This window comes from Rhodovulum visakhapatnamense (assembly GCF_004365965.1).
Lineage (GTDB): Bacteria > Pseudomonadota > Alphaproteobacteria > Rhodobacterales > Rhodobacteraceae > Rhodovulum > Rhodovulum visakhapatnamense.
The window spans coordinates 40,683-59,747 of record NZ_SOEB01000007.1; the positions used below are offsets into that span (position 1 = coordinate 40,683).

The 19,065-nt window shown below is 66.2% G+C and carries 15 protein-coding genes and 2 tRNA genes; 11 read left to right on the forward strand and 6 right to left on the reverse strand.

Annotation, left to right across the window (positions count from 1 at the left end; genetic code table 11):
• Nucleotides 1-95: 95 nt before the first annotated feature.
• Together clpA and gloB are read right to left on the reverse strand one after the other, a co-directional pair.
• Nucleotides 96-2,432 carry an ATP-dependent Clp protease ATP-binding subunit ClpA gene (gene clpA / locus EV657_RS08145; RefSeq protein WP_075784978.1) on the reverse strand — a complete coding sequence of 779 codons (2,337 nt, stop codon included), beginning with the start codon at nt 2,430-2,432 and terminating at the stop codon, nt 96-98.
• A gap of 175 nt (nt 2,433-2,607) precedes the next feature.
• Nucleotides 2,608-3,369: a hydroxyacylglutathione hydrolase gene (gene gloB, locus EV657_RS08150; RefSeq protein ID WP_134077598.1), complete on the reverse strand. Its 762-nt coding sequence runs from the start codon at nt 3,367-3,369 to the stop codon at nt 2,608-2,610.
• 66 nt (nt 3,370-3,435) lie between these two features.
• On the opposite strand from gloB, the gene EV657_RS08155 reads away from it, so the two are divergent.
• From EV657_RS08155 to EV657_RS08180, 6 genes are all read left to right on the forward strand, one after another.
• Nucleotides 3,436-4,182, forward strand: a complete 747-nt coding sequence (locus tag EV657_RS08155; RefSeq protein WP_113668514.1) for a class I SAM-dependent methyltransferase — start codon at nt 3,436-3,438, stop codon at nt 4,180-4,182.
• Between the two features lie 288 nt (nt 4,183-4,470).
• The gene (locus tag EV657_RS08160; protein ID WP_075784981.1) at nt 4,471-5,031 is read left to right on the forward strand and encodes a F0F1 ATP synthase subunit delta; all 561 of its coding nucleotides are present in this window, start codon (nt 4,471-4,473) and stop codon (nt 5,029-5,031) included.
• Complete coding sequence (atpA, locus tag EV657_RS08165) at nt 5,032-6,570, forward strand: F0F1 ATP synthase subunit alpha (protein ID WP_075784982.1); 1,539 nt, start codon at nt 5,032-5,034, stop codon at nt 6,568-6,570.
• 21 nt (nt 6,571-6,591) lie between these two features.
• Complete coding sequence (locus EV657_RS08170) at nt 6,592-7,461, forward strand: F0F1 ATP synthase subunit gamma (protein ID WP_113668515.1); 870 nt, start codon at nt 6,592-6,594, stop codon at nt 7,459-7,461.
• 19 nt (nt 7,462-7,480) lie between these two features.
• Nucleotides 7,481-8,905 (forward strand): F0F1 ATP synthase subunit beta, encoded by a 1,425-nt coding sequence (gene atpD, locus EV657_RS08175; protein WP_075784984.1) that lies wholly within the window; start codon nt 7,481-7,483, stop codon nt 8,903-8,905.
• 57 nt (nt 8,906-8,962) lie between these two features.
• Nucleotides 8,963-9,373 (forward strand): F0F1 ATP synthase subunit epsilon, encoded by a 411-nt coding sequence (locus EV657_RS08180; protein WP_075784985.1) that lies wholly within the window; start codon nt 8,963-8,965, stop codon nt 9,371-9,373.
• A 284-nt stretch (nt 9,374-9,657) separates the two neighbouring features.
• Here EV657_RS08180 and EV657_RS08185 read toward each other — a convergent pair whose 3' ends face one another.
• From EV657_RS08185 to EV657_RS08195, 3 genes are all read right to left on the reverse strand, one after another.
• Nucleotides 9,658-10,842 (reverse strand): vWA domain-containing protein, encoded by a 1,185-nt coding sequence (locus tag EV657_RS08185; RefSeq protein ID WP_134077599.1) that lies wholly within the window; start codon nt 10,840-10,842, stop codon nt 9,658-9,660.
• Nucleotides 10,843-10,904: 62 nt separating this feature from the next.
• Nucleotides 10,905-12,254: a DUF2927 domain-containing protein gene (locus EV657_RS08190; RefSeq protein ID WP_134077600.1), complete on the reverse strand. Its 1,350-nt coding sequence runs from the start codon at nt 12,252-12,254 to the stop codon at nt 10,905-10,907.
• 61 nt (nt 12,255-12,315) lie between these two features.
• Nucleotides 12,316-12,762: a GNAT family N-acetyltransferase gene (locus EV657_RS08195; protein WP_243837512.1), complete on the reverse strand. Its 447-nt coding sequence runs from the start codon at nt 12,760-12,762 to the stop codon at nt 12,316-12,318.
• A 261-nt stretch (nt 12,763-13,023) separates the two neighbouring features.
• Here EV657_RS08195 and EV657_RS08200 point away from each other — a divergent pair.
• Both EV657_RS08200 and EV657_RS08205 read left to right on the forward strand, forming a co-directional pair.
• Nucleotides 13,024-13,100: transfer RNA gene (locus EV657_RS08200), tRNA-Asp, on the forward strand.
• Nucleotides 13,101-13,128: 28 nt separating this feature from the next.
• Nucleotides 13,129-13,205, forward strand: a tRNA-Asp gene (locus EV657_RS08205).
• Nucleotides 13,206-13,486: 281 nt separating this feature from the next.
• On the opposite strand, the gene EV657_RS08210 is transcribed toward EV657_RS08205, so the two are convergent.
• Nucleotides 13,487-14,860: a M20/M25/M40 family metallo-hydrolase gene (locus tag EV657_RS08210; protein ID WP_113668518.1), complete on the reverse strand. Its 1,374-nt coding sequence runs from the start codon at nt 14,858-14,860 to the stop codon at nt 13,487-13,489.
• A 153-nt stretch (nt 14,861-15,013) separates the two neighbouring features.
• Between EV657_RS08210 and EV657_RS08215 the strand changes: the two genes are divergently transcribed.
• From EV657_RS08215 to EV657_RS08225, 3 genes are all read left to right on the forward strand, one after another.
• Nucleotides 15,014-15,655, forward strand: a complete 642-nt coding sequence (locus EV657_RS08215) for a 5-aminolevulic acid synthase (protein ID WP_243837513.1) — start codon at nt 15,014-15,016, stop codon at nt 15,653-15,655.
• Between the two features lie 525 nt (nt 15,656-16,180).
• Nucleotides 16,181-17,404 (forward strand): 5-aminolevulinate synthase, encoded by a 1,224-nt coding sequence (gene hemA / locus EV657_RS08220; protein WP_113668519.1) that lies wholly within the window; start codon nt 16,181-16,183, stop codon nt 17,402-17,404.
• A gap of 113 nt (nt 17,405-17,517) precedes the next feature.
• Complete coding sequence (locus EV657_RS08225) at nt 17,518-18,774, forward strand: helix-turn-helix domain-containing protein (protein WP_134077602.1); 1,257 nt, start codon at nt 17,518-17,520, stop codon at nt 18,772-18,774.
• The last annotated feature ends 291 nt before the right edge of the window (nt 18,775-19,065 follow it).

A 19,065-nucleotide genomic window follows, 5' to 3' on the forward strand; every position in this document is an offset into this window, starting at 1 on the left:
TAACAAATTTGCCATCGTTTCTCGCCTGACCGACAACGAAAAAGCGCGGCGGAGACCCGCCGCGCTTCTTGTTCCCGAAGGGGATAGTCCGCCGTCTATTCCGCCGTCAGAAGGGGCGGCTTTTTCGAAGAGTCGAGGCGGCGTTTTTCCGGCTCCTCGATCCGAAGGTCGATCTCGCCCTCCCGGACGCCGACCTTGACGACACCGCCCTTGGCGAGCTTTCCGAACAGCAGTTCTTCGGCCAGCGGTTTCTTGATCGTCTCTTGAATGACGCGGCCCAGTGGCCGGGCGCCCATCTTGTCGTCATAGCCCTTGTCGGCCAGCCATTCTGCGGCGGGTCGGGTCAACTCGATAGTGACGTTCCGGTCCATCAGCTGGGCCTCGAGCTGCAGCACGAACTTCTCGACGACCTGCAGGATGGTCTCTTTCGGCAGTGGCGCGAAGGAGATCACCGCATCGAGCCGGTTGCGGAACTCGGGCGTGAAGGTCCGCTCGATGGCGGCGGTGTCCTCGCCCTCGCGCCGGTCGCGGCCGAAGCCGATCGCCGCCTTGGCCTGTTCGGCGGCCCCGGCATTCGAGGTCATGATCAGGATCACGTTGCGGAAATCGACCTGCCGACCGTTATGGTCGGTCAGCTTGCCGTGATCCATCACCTGCAGCAGGATGTTGAACACGTCCGGATGCGCCTTCTCGATCTCGTCGAGCAGCAGCACGCAATGCGGGTTCTGATCGACCCCGTCGGTCAGCATGCCGCCCTGATCGAAGCCGACATAGCCCGGAGGCGCGCCGATCAGACGGCTGACCGCGTGTTTCTCCATGTATTCGGACATGTCGAAGCGCAGCAGTTCGACCCCGAGGCTGGAGGCGAGTTGCTTGGCGACCTCGGTCTTGCCGACACCCGTGGGCCCGGCAAAGAGGTAGTTGCCGATGGGCTTTTCGGGTTCGCGCAAACCGGCCCGGGCCAGCTTGATCGAGGCAGACAGCGCCTCGATGGCCTTGTCCTGGCCGAAGACCACGCGCTTGAGCGTCGTTTCCAGGTCCTTCAGCAGCTTGGCATCGTCCTTCGAGACGTTCTTCGGCGGGATCCGGGCGATCTTGGCCACGACGGCCTCGATCTCCCTGGTGCCGATGGTCTTGCGGCGCTTGCTTTCGGCCAGCAGGTGCTGGGCGGCGCCCGCCTCGTCGATGACGTCGATGGCCTTGTCGGGCAGCTTGCGGTCATGGATGTAGCGCGCGGCCAGTTCCACCGCCGACTTGATGGCATCAGAGGTGTACTTGACCTCGTGATGTTCCTCGAAATAGGGCTTGAGCCCCTTGAGGATCTTGACCGCATCCTCGACCGAGGGCTCGTTCACGTCGATCTTCTGGAACCGGCGGCTCAGCGCGCGGTCCTTCTCGAAATGCTGGCGGAACTCCTTGTAGGTGGTCGAGCCCATGCAGCGCAGCTTGCCGCCCTGCAGCGCGGGCTTCAGCAGGTTCGAGGCGTCCATGGCCCCGCCCGAGGTCGCGCCCGCGCCGATCACGGTGTGGATCTCGTCGATGAAGAGGATCGCGTCCGGATGATCCTCAAGCTCGGTGACCACCGCCTTCAGCCGTTCCTCGAAATCGCCGCGATAGCGGGTCCCGGCCAGAAGCGCGCCCATGTCGAGCGCGAAGATGGTGGCCTTCGACAGCACCTCGGGCGTCTCGCCGCTGACGATCTTGCGGGCGAGCCCTTCGGCGATGGCGGTCTTGCCCACGCCCGGATCGCCGACCAGCAGCGGGTTGTTCTTGCGGCGGCGGCACAGCACCTGGATGCAGCGCTCGACCTCCTGGTCGCGGCCGATCAGCGGGTCGATATCGCCCTTGCGCGACTTGGCGTTGAGGTTGACGCAGTATTTGGACAGCGCGGATTCCCGGGATTCCCCGCCGTCGGTCTGCGTGGCGCCGGCCTGCGGTTCTTCCTCGAATTCCGAGGCGCCGGTCACCGGGCGGTGTTCGCCGAAGGACGGGTCCTTGGCCACGCCATGGGCGATGAAGTTCACCGCATCGTAGCGCGTCATTTCCTGTTCCTGCAGGAAATAGGCGGCGTTCGATTCCCGTTCGGCGAAGATCGCGACCAGCACGTTCGCGCCGGTCACTTCGGTCCGGCCCGAGCTTTGGACATGGATCGCGGCGCGCTGGATCACACGCTGGAACGCCGCTGTCGGCACTGCCTCCGAGCCCTCGATATCGGTCACGAGCGTCGCCAGCTCATCCTCGATGAATTCGGTGAGCGTCTTGCGCAGATCCTCGAGATCGACCGAGCAGGCCTTCATCACCTTGGCCGCGTCGGGCTCGTCGATCAGTGCCAGGAGAAGGTGTTCGAGAGTGGCGAGCTCGTGGCGGCGCGCATTGGCCTGGGCCAGCGCAGCGTGAATGGCTTGCTCGAGAGTGTTTGAGAATGAAGGCACGGGACGTGCTCCTTTCCTTCTGTGGCAGAGGCGGGCATTGCCGTTCCTCCACCTTGGCCCCTTAGGATTAAGTTTTGGTGTTTGTTGGCCTGCTTCAAGTTTTTTCTGTTCAAAACTTGGACGCCGTTTCCGGTTCGCCCGGTTTTTCGGCACGACCGCCGGTGCGGCGCGGGCCTCAGAACCTGTCCTTGCGCGCGCGGATCTCGGCGAAGACCTCGACATCGCTGGCATCCCCCAGCCCCAGCGCCGTCTTCAGCTCGGGCCTGCCCGCGCGCAGGAAGGGATTGGTTGCGCTTTCGACGGAAAGCGGCACCGGTACAGTCGGACGGCCCTCATCGCGGAGCCGGTCGATTTCGGCGGACCGGGCGCGCAGCGCATCGTTGCCGGGCTCGACGGTCAGGGCGAAGCGGGCATTGGCGGATGTATATTCATGGCCCGAGAATACAAGGGTTTCGGGCGGCAGCGCAGCCAGTTTCATCAGGCTGTCCCACATCATCGCGGGCGTACCCTCGAACAGCCGGCCGCAGCCTAAAGCCATCAGGCTGTCGGCGGTGAAGACCGCGTTTCCGCCGGCAAAGCGGTAGGCGACATGACCAAGCGTGTGACCGGGCACCGCGATCACTTCGGCTTCGGCCGGGCCGTCGCCAACCCGGTCGCCCTCGGCCAGCGCCCGGTCGAGCGGCGGCAGCCGGGCCGCCTCGGCCGCCGGACCCATCACCTGCGCGCCGTACCGTGTCCGCAGTTCGGCGACGCCGCCGACATGGTCGTGATGGTGATGGGTGATCAGAATCGCGTCGAGCCCCCAGCCGCGCGACTCCAGCGCCTCGACAATCGGGCCCGCCTCGGGGGCGTCGATCAGAAGGGCCCCGCCGGGTCCTTTCACCAGATAGGCGTAGTTGTCGCTGAGGCAGGGGACGGTGACGATCTCTAGGGGCATGGCATTCTCGTTCGTCTTGGTTATCTTGGGACCCGAGACCCAAAGCCCAGAGGCAGCCGCGCGGCAATGCATCTCGACGTTCTGGACCTGAGGAACTTCTACTACCGCACCAATCTGGGGCGCGTGGCGCAGAGGGCAATCCGCGAGCAGGTGCGCGAGATCTGGCCCGAGGCCAAGGGCCAGACGGTCGCGGGCTTCGGTTTCGCTGTGCCACTGCTGCGGCCGCTGAGGGCCAGCGCGCGCCGGGTGGTGGCGCTGATGCCCGGCCAGCAGGGGGTGATGCCCTGGCCCGCGGGCGAGGAAAACGTCTCGGTCCTGTGCGAAGAGACCGCCTGGCCGCTGCCTGACGGGTTCGTCGACAAGCTGGTTTTGCTGCACGGTCTTGAAACCAGCGAGCATCCGGGCGCGGTGCTTGAGGAATCGCTTCGGGTTCTCAGACCCGGGGGCAGGGCGCTTTTCATTGTGCCGAACCGGTCGGGTCTTTGGGCGCGACGTGACGGAACGCCGTTCGGTTTTGGCCGTCCCTACAGTTCCGGCCAGCTGGAGGCGCAATTGCGTCAGCACGGTTTCGAACCCGAGGCGCATCGCGCCGCCTTGTTTTCGCCGCCGACCGCCAGGCGATTCTGGCTTAAAACCGCCGGGATCTGGGAAAACGCGGGTCAACGCATGTCTGCCTATTATGCGGGCGGCGTGCTGATGGTTGAGGCGACCAAAAGGGTCTACCGTCCGACGGGGCTTGCGACGAAGGACCCGTTGCCCCGGCCGCTGCGCATTCTTGACGGTCTGCCCCGGCCCGGGGCCGAACCCGCCTGAGACCCCAGCGGGCATGGGCTTTCCGGCGCCGCGCCGCAGTCGGACGGCCGCCCCGCACCGCCGCATGGGGCGCGGTTGCCCAAGCGGCACCCGAGGGTTCTGCGGCCCGTTGTGGCGGGACCGCTACCCCCTGCAACATTCTGCCGTTCTAGGCGGTTGCGAGGTCAATCCTCCTCTGCTACACCCACGCCGATTTCGGAGCGTGCCCGACCGGGCGCGCCGCTTGATCTGCCCCGTCCGGGAGTTTAACGGGCATGCGAGGGGCCTTAAGACATCGGAAGGGTTGACGTGTCCGAACCAGCTTCGATTTCGTCCGGCATTGCCAAGCGCTATGCCACAGCGCTGTTTGACCTCACCAGGGAAGCCAATGGCATTTCCGCACTCGAAGCCGATGTCGACGCGCTCGACGCGGCCTTGACCGAAAGCGGGGAATTTCGAGACCTGATTTCGTCGCCTGTCTATTCGCGGGACGATCAGGCCCGGGCCATCGATGCCATTGCGTCGAAAATGGGGCTGGGCCGGATGATGGCGAACACGCTGCAATTGATGGCCTCGAAACGGCGGCTGTTCGTGCTGCCGCAAATGGTCGCCGAACTGCGCGGCCTGATCGCCGAGGCCAAGGGCGAGGTCAGCGCCGATGTGGTGTCGGCCCGGCCGCTGAGCGACGCGCAACGCGCCGCCCTGGCTGCCGCGCTGAAGCAAAACGCCGGCAAGGACGTCAAGATCAATGCTTCCGTCGATGAAAGCCTCATCGGCGGCCTTATCGTAAAACTGGGCTCGAAGATGATCGACACCTCGATCCGCGCGCGGCTCAGTGCACTCCAGAACACCATGAAAGAGGTCGGATAAATGGGTATCCAAGCAGCTGAGATCTCTGCGATCCTCAAGGAGCAGATCAAGAATTTCGGCCAGGAGGCCGAAGTTGCAGAGGTAGGCCGCGTGCTGTCGGTGGGTGACGGCATTGCCCGTGTCCATGGCCTCGACAACGTCCAGGCGGGCGAGATGGTCGAGTTTCCGGGCGGCATCCGCGGGATGGCCCTGAACCTCGAGATCGACAACGTCGGGATCGTGATCTTCGGGTCGGACCGTGCCATCAAGGAAGGCGACGTCGTCAAGCGGACCAACGCGATCGTGGACGTGCCCTGCGGCGATGCGCTGCTGGGTCGCGTGGTCGACGCGCTGGGCAACCCGATCGACGGCAAGGGACCGATCGCGACGACCGAGCGTCGCATCGCCGACGTCAAGGCGCCGGGCATCATTCCGCGTAAGTCGGTGCACGAGCCGATGGCCACCGGCCTGAAATCGGTCGACGCCATGATCCCGATCGGCCGTGGCCAGCGGGAACTGATCATCGGCGACCGTCAGACCGGCAAGACCGCCGTGGCGCTCGACACCATCCTGAACCAGAAATCCTACAACGAAGCCGCGGGCGACGACGAGAGCAAGAAGCTCTACTGCGTCTACGTCGCGATCGGCCAGAAGCGCTCGACCGTGGCGCAGCTGGTGAAGAAGCTCGAGGAAACCGGCGCGATGGACTATTCCATCATCGTGGCCGCGACCGCCTCGGACCCGGCGCCGATGCAATACCTCGCCCCCTACACCGCCACCGCGATGGGCGAATTCTTCCGCGACAACGGCCGCCACGCCCTGATGATCTATGACGATCTGTCGAAACAGGCCGTCGCCTACCGTCAGATGTCGCTGCTGCTGCGCCGTCCGCCGGGGCGTGAAGCCTATCCGGGCGACGTGTTCTACCTCCATTCCCGCCTGCTGGAACGGTCGGCCAAGATGAACGAGGATCACGGCGCGGGCTCGCTGACCGCCCTGCCGATCATCGAGACCCAGGCGGGCGACGTGTCGGCCTATATCCCGACCAACGTGATCTCGATCACCGACGGCCAGATCTTCTTGGAAACCGACCTGTTCTACCAGGGCATCCGTCCGGCCGTGAACACCGGTCTGTCGGTGTCGCGGGTTGGCTCTGCGGCCCAGACCAACGCGATGAAATCGGTCGCGGGTCCGGTCAAGCTGGAACTGGCGCAGTATCGCGAGATGGCGGCCTTTGCGCAGTTCGGCTCGGACCTCGATGCCGCGACCCAGAAGCTGCTGAACCGCGGCGCGCGTCTGACCGAGCTGATGAAGCAGCCGCAATATTCGCCGCTGACCAACGCCGAAATCGTCTGCGTGATCTTCGCGGGGACGCAGGGCTATCTCGACAAGGTCGCCGTCAAGGACGTGACCCGCTACGAGGCGGACCTGCTGAGCTTCCTGCGCACCAAGCACCAGGCGCTGCTGGACGACATCACCAACAACGACCGCAAGGTGAAGGGCGAGCTCGAGGACAAGATCCGCGCCGCGCTGGACGAATTCGCCAAGAACTTCGCCTGAGCGGGGATGGGATCAGGATAGATGCCTAGCCTCAAGGACCTCAAGAACCGGATCGCCAGCGTCAAGTCGACGCGAAAGATCACGAAGGCCATGCAGATGGTCGCGGCGGCCAAGCTCCGCCGCGCCCAGGAAGCTGCCGAGAATGCGCGGCCCTACGCCGCGCAGATGGAAAAGGTCATGTCCGGGCTCGCGGCCTCGGCCACCGGGGCGGCCAATGCGCCGAAGCTTCTGGTCGGCAGCGGTGCGGACAAGGTGCACCTCCTGGTCGTGATGACGGCCGAGAGGGGCCTTTGCGGCGGCTTCAACTCGTCGATCGTGCGTCTCGCGCGTCTCAAGGCGCAGAACCTCATCGCCGAGGGCAAGACCGTCAAGATTCTGACCGTGGGCCGCAAGGGTCGCGAACAGCTGAAGCGCGACTTCGCCGATCATTTCGTCGGCCATGTCGATCTGAGCGAGGTCAAGCGCATCCGCTACGGCAATGCGCGCGACATCTCGCAGGACATCATCGCCCGGTTCGAAAAGGGCGAGTTCGATGTCGCGACGATCTTCTTCAGCCGCTTCAAGTCGGTGATCAGCCAGGAGCCGACCGCCCAGCAGATCATCCCGGCCGTCTTCGACGAACCCGAGGATGTCTCGACCATGTATGATTACGAGCCCACCGAGGGCGAGATCATGGCCGAGCTTCTGCCCCGCGGGGTGGCGACCCAGATCTTCGCCGCGCTTCTTGAGAACGGCGCCTCGGAACAGGGCGCGCGGATGTCCGCGATGGACAACGCGACCCGGAACGCGGGCGACATGATCGACCGGCTGAACCTCGAGTACAACCGCTCGCGTCAGGCTGCGATCACCAAGGAGCTGATCGAAATCATTTCGGGCGCCGAGGCGCTCTAACGGAACCGGAGAAACGACAATGGCAAATGCTGTAGGCAAGGTCACCCAGGTGATTGGCGCCGTGGTCGACGTTCAATTCGACCAACACCTGCCCGAGATTCTGAATGCGCTGGAAACCGAGAACAACGGCAAGCGGCTGGTGCTGGAAGTGGCCCAGCACCTCGGCGAGAACACCGTGCGCACCATCGCCATGGACGCGACCGAGGGTCTCGTGCGCGGCGCCAAGGTGACGGACCTGGGCAAGCCGATCTCGGTGCCGGTGGGCGACGCCACGCTGGGCCGTATCCTGAACGTGATCGGCGAGCCGGTCGACGAAAAGGGTCCGGTACACGCGACGGAAACCCGGGCCATCCACCAGCCGGCCCCGGAATTCGCCGAACAGTCGACCTCGTCCGAGATCCTCGTGACCGGCATCAAGGTCATCGACCTGCTGGCGCCCTATTCCAAGGGCGGCAAGGTGGGCCTCTTCGGCGGCGCCGGTGTGGGCAAGACCGTTCTGATCATGGAACTGATCAACAACATCGCCAAGGTGCACTCGGGCTACTCGGTGTTCGCGGGCGTTGGCGAACGGACCCGGGAGGGCAACGACCTCTATCACGAGATGATCGAGTCGAACGTCATCAAGGTCGATGATCTGTCCAAGTCGCAGGTGGCGCTGGTCTATGGCCAGATGAACGAGCCTCCGGGGGCCCGGGCCCGCGTCGCGCTGACCGGCCTGACCCTGGCCGAGCAGTTCCGCGACCAGTCCGGCACCGACGTGCTGTTCTTCGTCGACAACATCTTCCGCTTCACCCAGGCGGGGTCCGAGGTGTCGGCGCTTCTGGGCCGTATTCCCTCGGCCGTGGGCTACCAGCCGACGCTGGCGACCGACATGGGCGCGCTGCAGGAACGCATCACCTCGACCAAGCGTGGCTCGATCACCTCGGTTCAGGCGATCTACGTGCCCGCGGACGACCTTACCGACCCGGCGCCCGCGACCTCGTTTGCCCACCTCGACGCCACCACCGTTCTGTCGCGTGCGATTTCCGAACTCGGCATCTATCCGGCGGTGGACCCGCTCGATTCGACCTCGCGGATCCTCGATCCGGCCGTCGTCGGCGAAGAGCATTACCAGGTGGCGCGCGACGTGCAGGGCATCCTGCAACGCTACAAGTCGCTGCAGGACATCATCGCCATCCTCGGCATGGACGAACTGTCGGAAGAGGACAAGCTGACCGTGGCCCGCGCCCGGAAGATCCAGCGGTTCCTCAGCCAGCCCTTCGACGTGGCGAAGGTGTTCACCGGGTCGGACGGCGTCCAGGTGCCGCTTGAAAAGACCATCGCGTCGTTCAAGGCGGTCGTGGCCGGCGAATACGATCACCTGCCGGAAGCCGCCTTCTACATGGTCGGCGACATCGACGACGTGATCGCCAAGGCCGAGAAGATGGCGGCCGACGCGGCCTGATAGGGCTTACGGCGCCGGACGGACCGTCCGCCCGGCGCCCGCTTGCAAGGAGGCAACATGGCCGACACGATGCAATTCGATCTGGTGGCGCCGGAACGCCGGGTGGCCTCGGAAAAGGCGACCTCTGTCGTCATCCCGGGGTTCGAGGGCGACCTCACCGCGATGCCCCAGCACGCGCCGCTGATCACCACCCTGCGCCCTGGCCTGCTTGAGGTCTTCACCGAGAGCGGATCGCAGAAATACATCGTCACCGGCGGGTTCGCCGAAATCACCGCTGATGCGGCGACGGTTCTGGCCGAACGCTCGCACCCGGTCGAGGAGGTGACGCAGGACATGATCGACGAGATGGTCGCCGAGGCCCGCGCGGCCGCGCGCGACGCGCATCCCGACGTGGTCGACGCCGCGGCGCGGATGCTGGCCGACATGGTGGCGATGGGCACCCATATTGGCTTCGAGCCGCAGACCTGAGGCCCGCCGTTTGTACGCTTTGAAAAGGGTCCGCCTCGGCGGGCCCTTTTTTTGTTGTGCCGGGACGGGAACGGCCCCCGGAAGGCGAGGTCCTCGCCGGGAGCAACAGGGACCAGCCCGTGAGTGGTCCGGGCGGTTGCAAGGGGCCGGGGCGCGCCGGCTGTGATGGCCTTGCAATAGGGCGATGGAGGACGGAGGCGCGGACGCAGCACACCGCCCCTGCAGGCAGAGAGGGTGCGCCGGGGAGTGGATCTGTGCAAGAGGCGGCGCTTACAGAGTGGGCGTCAGCGCCCCAGCGTCTTCATGCCCCGTTCGATCCCGTCGAGGGTCATCGGCACCATGCGGTCCTCGAAGATCTCGCGGATCATGCCGATCGACTGGGTGTAGTGCCAGTGCCGTTCGGGCACCGGGTTGATCCAGAGATGGTCGGGCCACTGCGCCCGGGCGCGCTCCAGCCAGACCCGGCCGGGTTCGGCGTTCCAGTGTTCGTTCGCGCCGCCCGCGAAGGCGATCTCGTAGGGCGACATGCTGGCATCGCCGACGAAGATGCACTTGTAGTCGGACCCGTAGGTGCGCAGCACCTCGGCGGTCGGCGTGACCCGATCCCAGCGGCGCCGGTTGTCGCGCCAGACGCCTTCGTAAAGGCAGTTGTGAAAGTAGTAGTGTTCGAGATGCTTGAACTCGGACCGCGCGGCCGAGAACAGTTCCTCTACGACGCGGATATGGTCGTCCATCGACCCGCCCACGTCGAGAAACAGCAGCACCTTGACCGCGTTGTGCCGTTCGGGCCGGGTCTTGACGTCGAGATAGCCGTGATCGGCCGTGGCCCGGATCGTGCCGTCGAGGTCAAGCTCGTGGCGGGCGCCGTCGCGGGCCCAGCGGCGCAGCCGTTTCAGCGCCACCTTGATGTTGCGGGTGCCAAGCTCGACCGAATCGTCGAGATTGCGGAATTCGCGCTTGTCCCAGACCTTGACCGCGCGGCGGTGGCGGCTTTCGTCCTGACCGATGCGCACGCCCTCGGGATTGTAGCCATAGGCGCCGAAGGGCGAGGTCCCGGCGGTGCCGATCCACTTGTTGCCGCCCTGATGGCGCTCTTTCTGCTCTTTCAGGCGCTCCTTCAGCGCCTCCATCAGCTTGTCGAAGCCGCCCATGGCCTCGATCTCGGCGCGCTCGGCCTCGGACAGGTGGCGTTCGGCCAGCTTGCGCAGCCAGTCCTCGGGCAGGTCGAGCGCCTCGAGCACCTCGCCCGGGCCGGTTTCCTCGAGCCCGCCGAAGCTTTGCGCGAAGGCCCGGTCGAACCGGTCGAGCAGGCGCTCGTCTTTCACCAGCGCGGTGCGCGCCAGATAGTAGAAGCCCTCGGCGTCATAGGTGACGAGGCCCAGCTTTACCCCTTCGAGAAAGCTCAGATACTCCCGCAGCGAGACGGGAATGCCAGTGGCGCGAAGCGTCTGGAAGAAGGGCAGGAACATGGGCCAAGCATAGGGCCGGGCACGGCCGCCGGAAAGGGGAAAGCCCGGCTCAGTCGGCCGGATCAGTCAGTCCGGGCCGGGTTCAGCCAGGCGATCTCGGCCATGCGTTCGCGCACCTCGTTCTCGGAGCCGAATCCGTAGCGCGCCCAGCCCAGCGCGTCGCGCCGGATCGCGGCGGCCTCCTTGGTCCAGCCCAGCATGTCGAGAGCCTCGGCCTTCATCAGCAGCATCGAGGCCAGAAGCGCGGCATTCTCGCCGTTCTGCACGTCGTCGAGATGATCGTCGATGATCAGGACGGCGGTGTCCGGTTGCCCGGCGGACAGCGCGAAGGCCGCGATATGCATGGCCACATGGGCGGATTGCACGCGGGTCACCGGATGGGCGGCATAGATCTGGCCTGCCTCGAGGAACGCGGCCAGCGAGGTCTCGCCATTGTTCTGGCCAAGCGCCAGACGGCCGAAGGCAAAGAGGCTGAAGGCCAGGCGGGTGTCGCGCCAGCCCTGGGTGCGGGCGATCTCGACCGCGCTCCGGGCCGCCGCGACCCGCTGCGACGGGGCGGTGCCGGGGCCGAGCGCGGCCTCGATGGCGTCGATCCAGGCGCGCGGGGTCGGCGACATCAGATCGCTGCCGCCGATCCGTTCGCCGCGCGGGTTGAGCCGGGCCAGAAGCTGCGGCAGCACCCGGGTGGCCTCGTCGCGGGTGGTGCCGTTATGCAGTTCGGGCGCGTAATAGGCGCGCAGGATCAGCATGTCGAACCCGGTCAGGACGGTGTGGAAATTGTCGTCGTTGAAGACCGAATCCGGCAGCCGGTAGAGGTCGTTCAGGGGGCCGATGGCCTGGGCCAGTTCCTCATGCAGGCAGTCGCGCACCTCCTGCGGGCTCACGTCGCCGGGAATGAAGATCGCGACCCATTGGCGGACCGGCAGCGTGGTCCAGTCGACCTCGCCCGAGCGGCGGCTTTGCCGGAAGTCCTCCCAGGAGGAGACGCGCGGCGCGACGAAGCAGGCGGCCTGCGGCACCAGCCGCTGCAACTGGCTGCGCGGCAAGAATTCGATCGTGACGCTGGCCGGGGCGTCGGCGGCGACCCGGTGGATGCCGATCCCGGCCTCGCGGCGGAGCCGGGCCAGCAGCGCAGCCAGATCGGGTTCGAGGCTGGCCGGGGCAGGGCCGGTGACACGGACGGTGATCGGCCCTTCGAAGCGCGTCATGTAAGGCAGGCTGCGGCCGCTCTCCATCTGGAAGGCGAGGTCGAGAAAGTCCTGGGCGATGGCGGCGTTCGAGCGTTGGGGCGGCGTCACGCGATGGGTGACGAAGGTCTTCATCGGCGGCAGATCGGCAAGGGCTGGGGGGCGGCGGCCCGGCATTTCCGGGCCGGGACCGGCGCAGGCCGCGAGCGTGATGAGCAGGGCCATTGGCCGCGCCAGCGCCGCCGCGCGGCCAATGGTCCGCACCGCAGGGCCGCGGCGGCCGATCTCAGCCGCGGACATATTTCACGAAGGGGGTGGGCTGGCCGATCCGGTCGTAAAGCTGTCGCGCGGTTTCGTTCGAGTCCTGGGTGAGCCAGTAGACCGAGGGCGTGCCCCGGGAATCGGCCACCGCATAGACCGCCTCGATCAGCGCCCGGCCGACGCCGCGTCCGCGCATGGCGGGATCGGCATAGAGATCCTGCAGATAGCAGACATTCTCGGGCCTCCAGCAATGCCGGTGGAAGATGAAATGCACGAGCCCCACAACCTTGCCGCCGCTGAGCGCGAGGCGACAGCCCATGTTCGGATCGCCACCATGCAGGAGCCGCGCGAAGGTGATGTCATAGGTCTCGGCCGGGACCGAGGTTTCATAGAAGTCGAGATAGGCCGCCCAGAGCCTGCGCCAGGAGGCGGCGTCCTCTGGGCGAAGCGGACGGACGAGGAGGTCGGTCACGGAGGGGGGCCTTTCGCGGGAAAGCAGGGGGAATCCGGCAACCGCATCTTGCGAGAGCGGCGCGGTCTTCACAAGGGTCGGCCGCGGATCGGGGGCCATTGCGGGGCGGGGCGTGGCCTTCCGGCCCGGCTTTTTGCGGGCTGCGGCAGGATGGGCGAAAAAACCGGCGCGGCGGGGGCAAGATTTGCGGTCGGAGGCGCTTGACGGGGGCTTTGGGCGTCAATAAAAGGCACGTCACGCCGGGCGAGCCCGGAAGGCGCTGCGGTTGTAGCTCAGTTGGTTAGAGTACCGGCCTGTCACGCCGGGGGTCGCGGGTTCGAGCCCCGTCAACCGCGCCACCGCCTTCCAGTTTGTCCCGCGCGATGCGCGGTTGTAGCTCAGTTGGTTAGAGTACCGGCCTGTCACGCCGGGGGTCGCGGGTTCGAGCCCCGTCAACCGCGCCACTTCTTCAAATCCTGATTGCCTCGTTCACCCGGACGATTGAGACCGGGCGCTCCCGCCCGTCTTTGGCGGCCTCTCGGCCGCCGCATCCCGTTGGGCCGGGCGCCGCGCTGGCGCGCGGCGCGGTCGGGGCTTTGCGGAAGGGGGTATTTCGCCCGGCTGGTCGCGGTCGCGGGCCTGGGGCTCGCATCGGTTCCGCAGTCCGCGCCGCCGCGGTGGTCAGCCCCGCGGACTGCCCCGGACCGGACACACGCCCGGCCGGGGGTCTGTCTCGGTGGGCCGTTCAGGCGGCGAGGGCGGCCAGGATCCGGGCCCAGCTGCGGATGCCCTTGTGGAAGCTTTCGAGGTCGTATTTCTCATTCGGCGAGTGGATTGCGTCGTCATCCTTGCCGAAGCCGATCAGCATCGATTCCATCCCCAGAAGCGTCTTGAAGTAGCCCGCGACCGGGATCGACCCGCCCGAGCCGACGAAGGCCGCCGGGTTGGGCCATTCCTGGGACAGCGCCAGGCGGGCCTTTTCGAAGGCCGGATCGGCGATGTCCATCACCGAGGCAGGCGAGGCGCCGTGCGGGGCGAACTCGGCGGTGCAGTCGGGCGGCAGCATGTCCTGCACCATCTTCCGGAACGATTCGCGGATCTTCAGCGGGTCCTGGGTGCCGACCAGCCGGAAGCTGACCTTGGCAGAGGCATTGGACGGCAGCACCGTCTTGAAGCCCGTGCCCTCGTAGCCGCCCGAGATACCGTTCACCTCGCAGGTCGGGCGGGCCCAGAGCATTTCCAGCACCGACCGGCCGTCTTCGCCCGCCGGTGTCGAAAGCCCGACCTCGCCCAGGAACCGGTCCGCGTCGAAGCCGGTCCCGGCCCATTGCCGGAGGATCTCTTCGGGCATTTCGGGCACGCCATCGTAGAAACCGGGCACGGTCACGCGGCCGGTGTCGTCATGCAGTGCCGCGATGATCCGGGCCAGCACCCGGATCGGGTTCATCGCGGGGCCGCCATACATGCCCGAATGCAGGTCCTTGGACGGGCCGGTGACGGTGATCTCTTCGCCCACGAGGCCGCGCAGCATGGTGACGATGGTGGGGGTCGCGTCGCCCAGCATGCCGGTGTCGCAGATCAGCGCGAGATCGGCTTTCAGCCGGTCCGCGTTCTCCTTGAGGAAGGGCACCATCGAGGGCGACCCCGATTCCTCTTCGCCCTCGAGAAAGACGGTGATGCGGGCGGGCAGGGAGCCATGCACCGCCTTCCAGGCGCGGCATGCCTCGAGAAAGGTCATCAGCTGGCCCTTGTCGTCGCCCGCGCCGCGGGCACGGATCACCTTGCCCTTGGGCGTCTCCTCGATGGCCGGATCGAACGGATCGCGCGCCCAGAGCGACAGCGGGTCAACCGGCTGAACGTCGTAGTGACCGTAAAAGAGCAGGCTCGGCCCGGCCGTGCCGCCCTTGGCGACGACCATCGGATGTTTGGGCGTGGGGCAGATCTCGGCGTCGAAGCCGATCGAGGCCAGATCGCGGACCATCCACTCGGCCGCGTCGCGGCAGGCGGCGGCATGGGCCGGATCGGTCGATATCGACGGGATGCGGAGCAGCGCCATCAGCCGGTCGAGGGCCTGCGGCAGATCGGCGTCGATACGGGAAAGAACAGGGTCAAGGCTCATCGCGGACTCCTTCGGATGCGTGGGTTGCGCGGACCCTAGCAGGCCGATGGGGGGTGTCCAGAGGGCGCCCGGTACAGGGGGGAGCCGAGGGCTGGCAGGCCGTCGCCGGGAAGACTAGAGTTACCGGGCGGTCGTCTTAACAGGAGGTCGGACATGGATTGCAGGACGGAAAGCGCGGGGCCGCGCGAAGGGGGGGCTCTTCGTTCCGCCCGGGGTTTCGGGATTTCGCTTGGGATTGCCCTCTGTCTGGGGGCCGCCGTCGCGGCCTCGGCCGAGCCGGTGGACGGCAAGGCCGCGCGCAAGCTGGTGTTCAAGCCGAAAGGCGCCGAGGTCACCGTGATCGACCTGCCCTTCCTGTCGGAAGCCGACCGCAAGGGGCTGGTCTTCGCGGGCGAGCAGCAGCCCTATTACGGGGCCATCGCCGTCGCTCCGAGCGAGGGGCTCATTTCCGAGGCGACGCTGGCCGCGGCCAACTATCACGATGTCGAGGCGGCCCGGGCTGCGGCGCTTGCGGGCTGCGATGCCGCCCGCAAGCCCGACGGGAACCCTTGCGTAATTGCGGCCGAGATCCGGCCGAAGGGCTGGGAACCACGGGCGCTGCAGCTTTCGGCCGATGCGACCGAAGGGCTGCGCAGCGATTACGGACGGCGGGGCGGTCCGCGCGCCATGGCGATTTCGGAATCGACCGGCCGCTGGGTGGTCCGCAAGGGGCCCGACGCTGCGGCTCAGGCGCTCGACGCCTGTGCCAGCGCTTCGGGCGCGTCCGATTGCCGGTTGGCCGTCGAGGATCGCTGAGACGACGGATGCGTGGCCCTGCGGGGCATGATCTCTCCGGGCCCGCTGCGCAAGGGCGGGTCCCGGACGCCGCCGGATGGAAGGCTGTCTAGCCAAGCTTACAGCCGCTCTGTCCACCTGAATTGACAGAAATCAATGTTCAAACGGCAAAACTGTCGCTAAGCTGACGGACGGGTGGTGCGCGCGAACGCTCCTTCAGACCGAATCGTGCCATATTGCCCGGGTATCGGTGGACCTCAGAAACCCTGTTTCCGATCGGAACGCCTGGCCCGGGAAGGCTGACGCAAAAGCGAGGATCGGCTGAAAATTTGTGCAGCATCACGCTTCGATATCCGCCGTTTTTCGCATAAGAGAAACGGACGGGAAACGGAAACGGCAATTCGGACGCTCCCGGCCGGGACGGACGGAACGCCAGAGGGGTCGGTCGGTGACCCCTGAACGCAGAAGGACCCGGAAGGTTCCGCAGGGCGGGGCGTGACGGAAATCCTCGATGGCCTTGCGGGGCCTAGAAAAAGGAGAGACCCGGTGGATTATACCGCTGCTTTGGACGCATCCATCAACCGGCTGCATGAAGAGGGACGCTACCGCACCTTCATCGACATCGAACGGCGCAAGGGCGCGTTCCCGGAGGCGGTCTGGAGCCGTCCGGACGGTGAGAACCAGGACATCGTCGTGTGGTGCGGCAACGACTATCTCGGCATGGGGCAGCATCCGACGGTGATCGCCGCCATGCAGGATGCGATCTCGGCCACCGGCGCCGGGTCGGGGGGCACCCGCAACATTTCGGGAACCACGGTCTATCACCGCCGCCTCGAGGCCGAACTGGCCGACTTGCACCAGAAAGAGGCCGCGCTGGTCTTCAACTCGGCCTACATGGCCAACGACGCGACGCTCTCGACCCTGCCGATGCTGTTCAAGGATCTGGTCATCGTCTCGGACGAGCTGAACCACGCCTCGATGATCCAGGGCATTCGCCGCGGCCGCTGCGACAAGCACATTTTCCGCCACAACGACATGGCGCATCTGCGTCAGGTGCTGGAAGGCATCGAGAAGGGCCGCCCGATCCTGATCGCCTTCGAGTCGGTCTATTCGATGGATGGCGATTTCGGCCCGATCGAGGAAATCTGCGATCTGGCTGACGAATTCGGCGCGCTGACCTATATCGACGAGGTCCATGCGGTCGGCATGTACGGCCCGCGCGGCGCCGGTGTCGCCGAGCGTGACAATCTGATGCACCGCATCGACATCATCAACGGCACGCTGGCCAAGGCCTTTGGCGTCTTCGGTGGCTATATCGCGGCCTCGGCCAAGATGTGCGATGCCGTCCGCTCCTATGCGCCGGGCTACATCTTCACCACCTCGCTGCCGCCGACCATCGCGGCCGGCGCCTGCGCGTCGGTGCGTCACCTGAAGACCGACACCGCGCTTCGGGAAAAACACCAGGATCGTGCCCGCGTTCTGAAGGCCCGCTTCAAGGGCCTGGGTATGCCGGTGATCGACCATGGCAGCCATATCGTGCCGCTGATCATCGGCGACCCGGTCCACACCAAGCGGATCTCGGACATGCTGATCGAGGGATACGGCATCTACGTGCAGCCGGTGAACTTCCCCACCGTGCCGCGCGGCACCGAACGGCTGCGGTTCACGCCGTCGCCGGTTCATACGCCGGAACAAATGGATGCCCTGATCCGCGCGATGGACGAGCTTTGGGCCCAATGTGCGCTGAATCGCGCCGAACTCACCGCTTAAATCCAACTGCGGGTGTACCGCTCCCGCGCTTGTGATAATGTTTCGTCAACGAGGCGGCGATTCCACGGATCGCCGCCTCACCGGGGACACGAAGGCAGGCACAGGGCGGTTCCATGATCAGGCGCAGGCAGCCGCGCGCGGCTGAGGGCTCGCAAGACGCACCCAAAGGTTTCGATGCGTTCGAATTGCGTCTTGGGGATGTCATGCGGGGAGAGCGGGCGACGCTCGGCAAATCCCTGCTGGACGTCCAGCGCGAACTGAAGATCCGCGCAACTTATATCGCCGCCATCGAGAACGCCGATCCCACGGCCTTCGAGACGCCCGGTTTCATCGCCGGTTATGTGCGGTCCTATGCCCGCTATCTGGGGCTCGACCCGGAATGGGCCTATCGCCGCTTCTGCGAAGAGGGCAATTTCGCGACCGTCAACGCCATGGACGCGGCTGCCTCGCCCCGTCCGCAGGCCTCGCGCCGCAAGTCGGTCTCCGAACCGCGCGATCCGCTGGCCGATCCGAATGCGATCTTCGTGCCACGCGGTCCGGCGATGTTTTCCCAGGTTCAGCCCGGCGCCATCGGCTCGATGCTGGTGTTGCTGTCGCTGATCGCGGTGCTGGGCTATGGCGGCTGGTCGGTGCTGAAGGAAATCCAGCAGGTGCGGCTTGCGCCGCTGGACGATCAGCCGGGTCTGATCGCCGATGTCGATCCGCTGCAGGTGGCCGGGGCCGATCCGCTGTCGGACGAAGCGCCCGCCACGCCCCCTTCGGTCGAGGCGCTCGACCGCCTCTATCGCCCTCAGGCGCTCGACCGGCCGGTCATGGTCGCCCGCGACGGGCCGATTGCCACCATCGACCCCGGCGAGATCGGGGTTCTGTCCAGCGACCGCCGTCCCGACCGGGCCTTCGACCGTGCCGTCGCCAGCGCGCTGGCCGAGGCCGGTGCGGGCACACCGGGCATGACCGTTACCCAGGTCGGCACGGCTGTTTCCGGCGCAACCCCGGTTCAGGTCGTGGCCGCCGATGCAACGCCCGAACTGGCGCTTCTGGCCGTGCGACCCGCCTGGGTCCGCGTTTCGGCGGCGGACGGCACCGTGCTGCTTGAGAAGATCCTCAATGCCGGCGAAAGCTATGTGCTGCCCCGGACCGACGAGCCGCCGACGCTGCGCGCCGGCAATTCGGGCTCGGTCTATTTCTCGGTGAATGGCCGGACCTACGGACCGTCGGCGCCGGGCGCGAACGTGGCCAAGAACATCGAGCTTTCGCCGAAAGCGCTGACCGAGCGTTATCAACTGGCCGATATAAAGGCAGATCCGGATCTTGCGGTGGCGCTTGCCCAGAACGAGGTTCCGGTTACCGTGTCGGGGCCGTCCCGCTAGGGCGGGGCCGCCGCAGCGCCGGTTTCATCTTTCATTCGCGAAGGACCGGGCCGCCTCGAAGGCGGCCCTTGTCGTGTCGTCAGTTTTCCACGCGTGGGCGCCCGGGCGCGTCCGTCCGATGGCGTGTCTGATCGGCAAAGGGGTCAACTGTGACAGCGCGATGGGTCCGGGGGGGCGAAAGAATGGAAGTCCGGGGGTAATTTCGGGCTAGGTTTTGTCAGTTTAGTATGGTTGTCGAAGCGTTGCACACCATCGACCCGGTGCCTGACTGAGTGAGAAATCCGTTCGCGT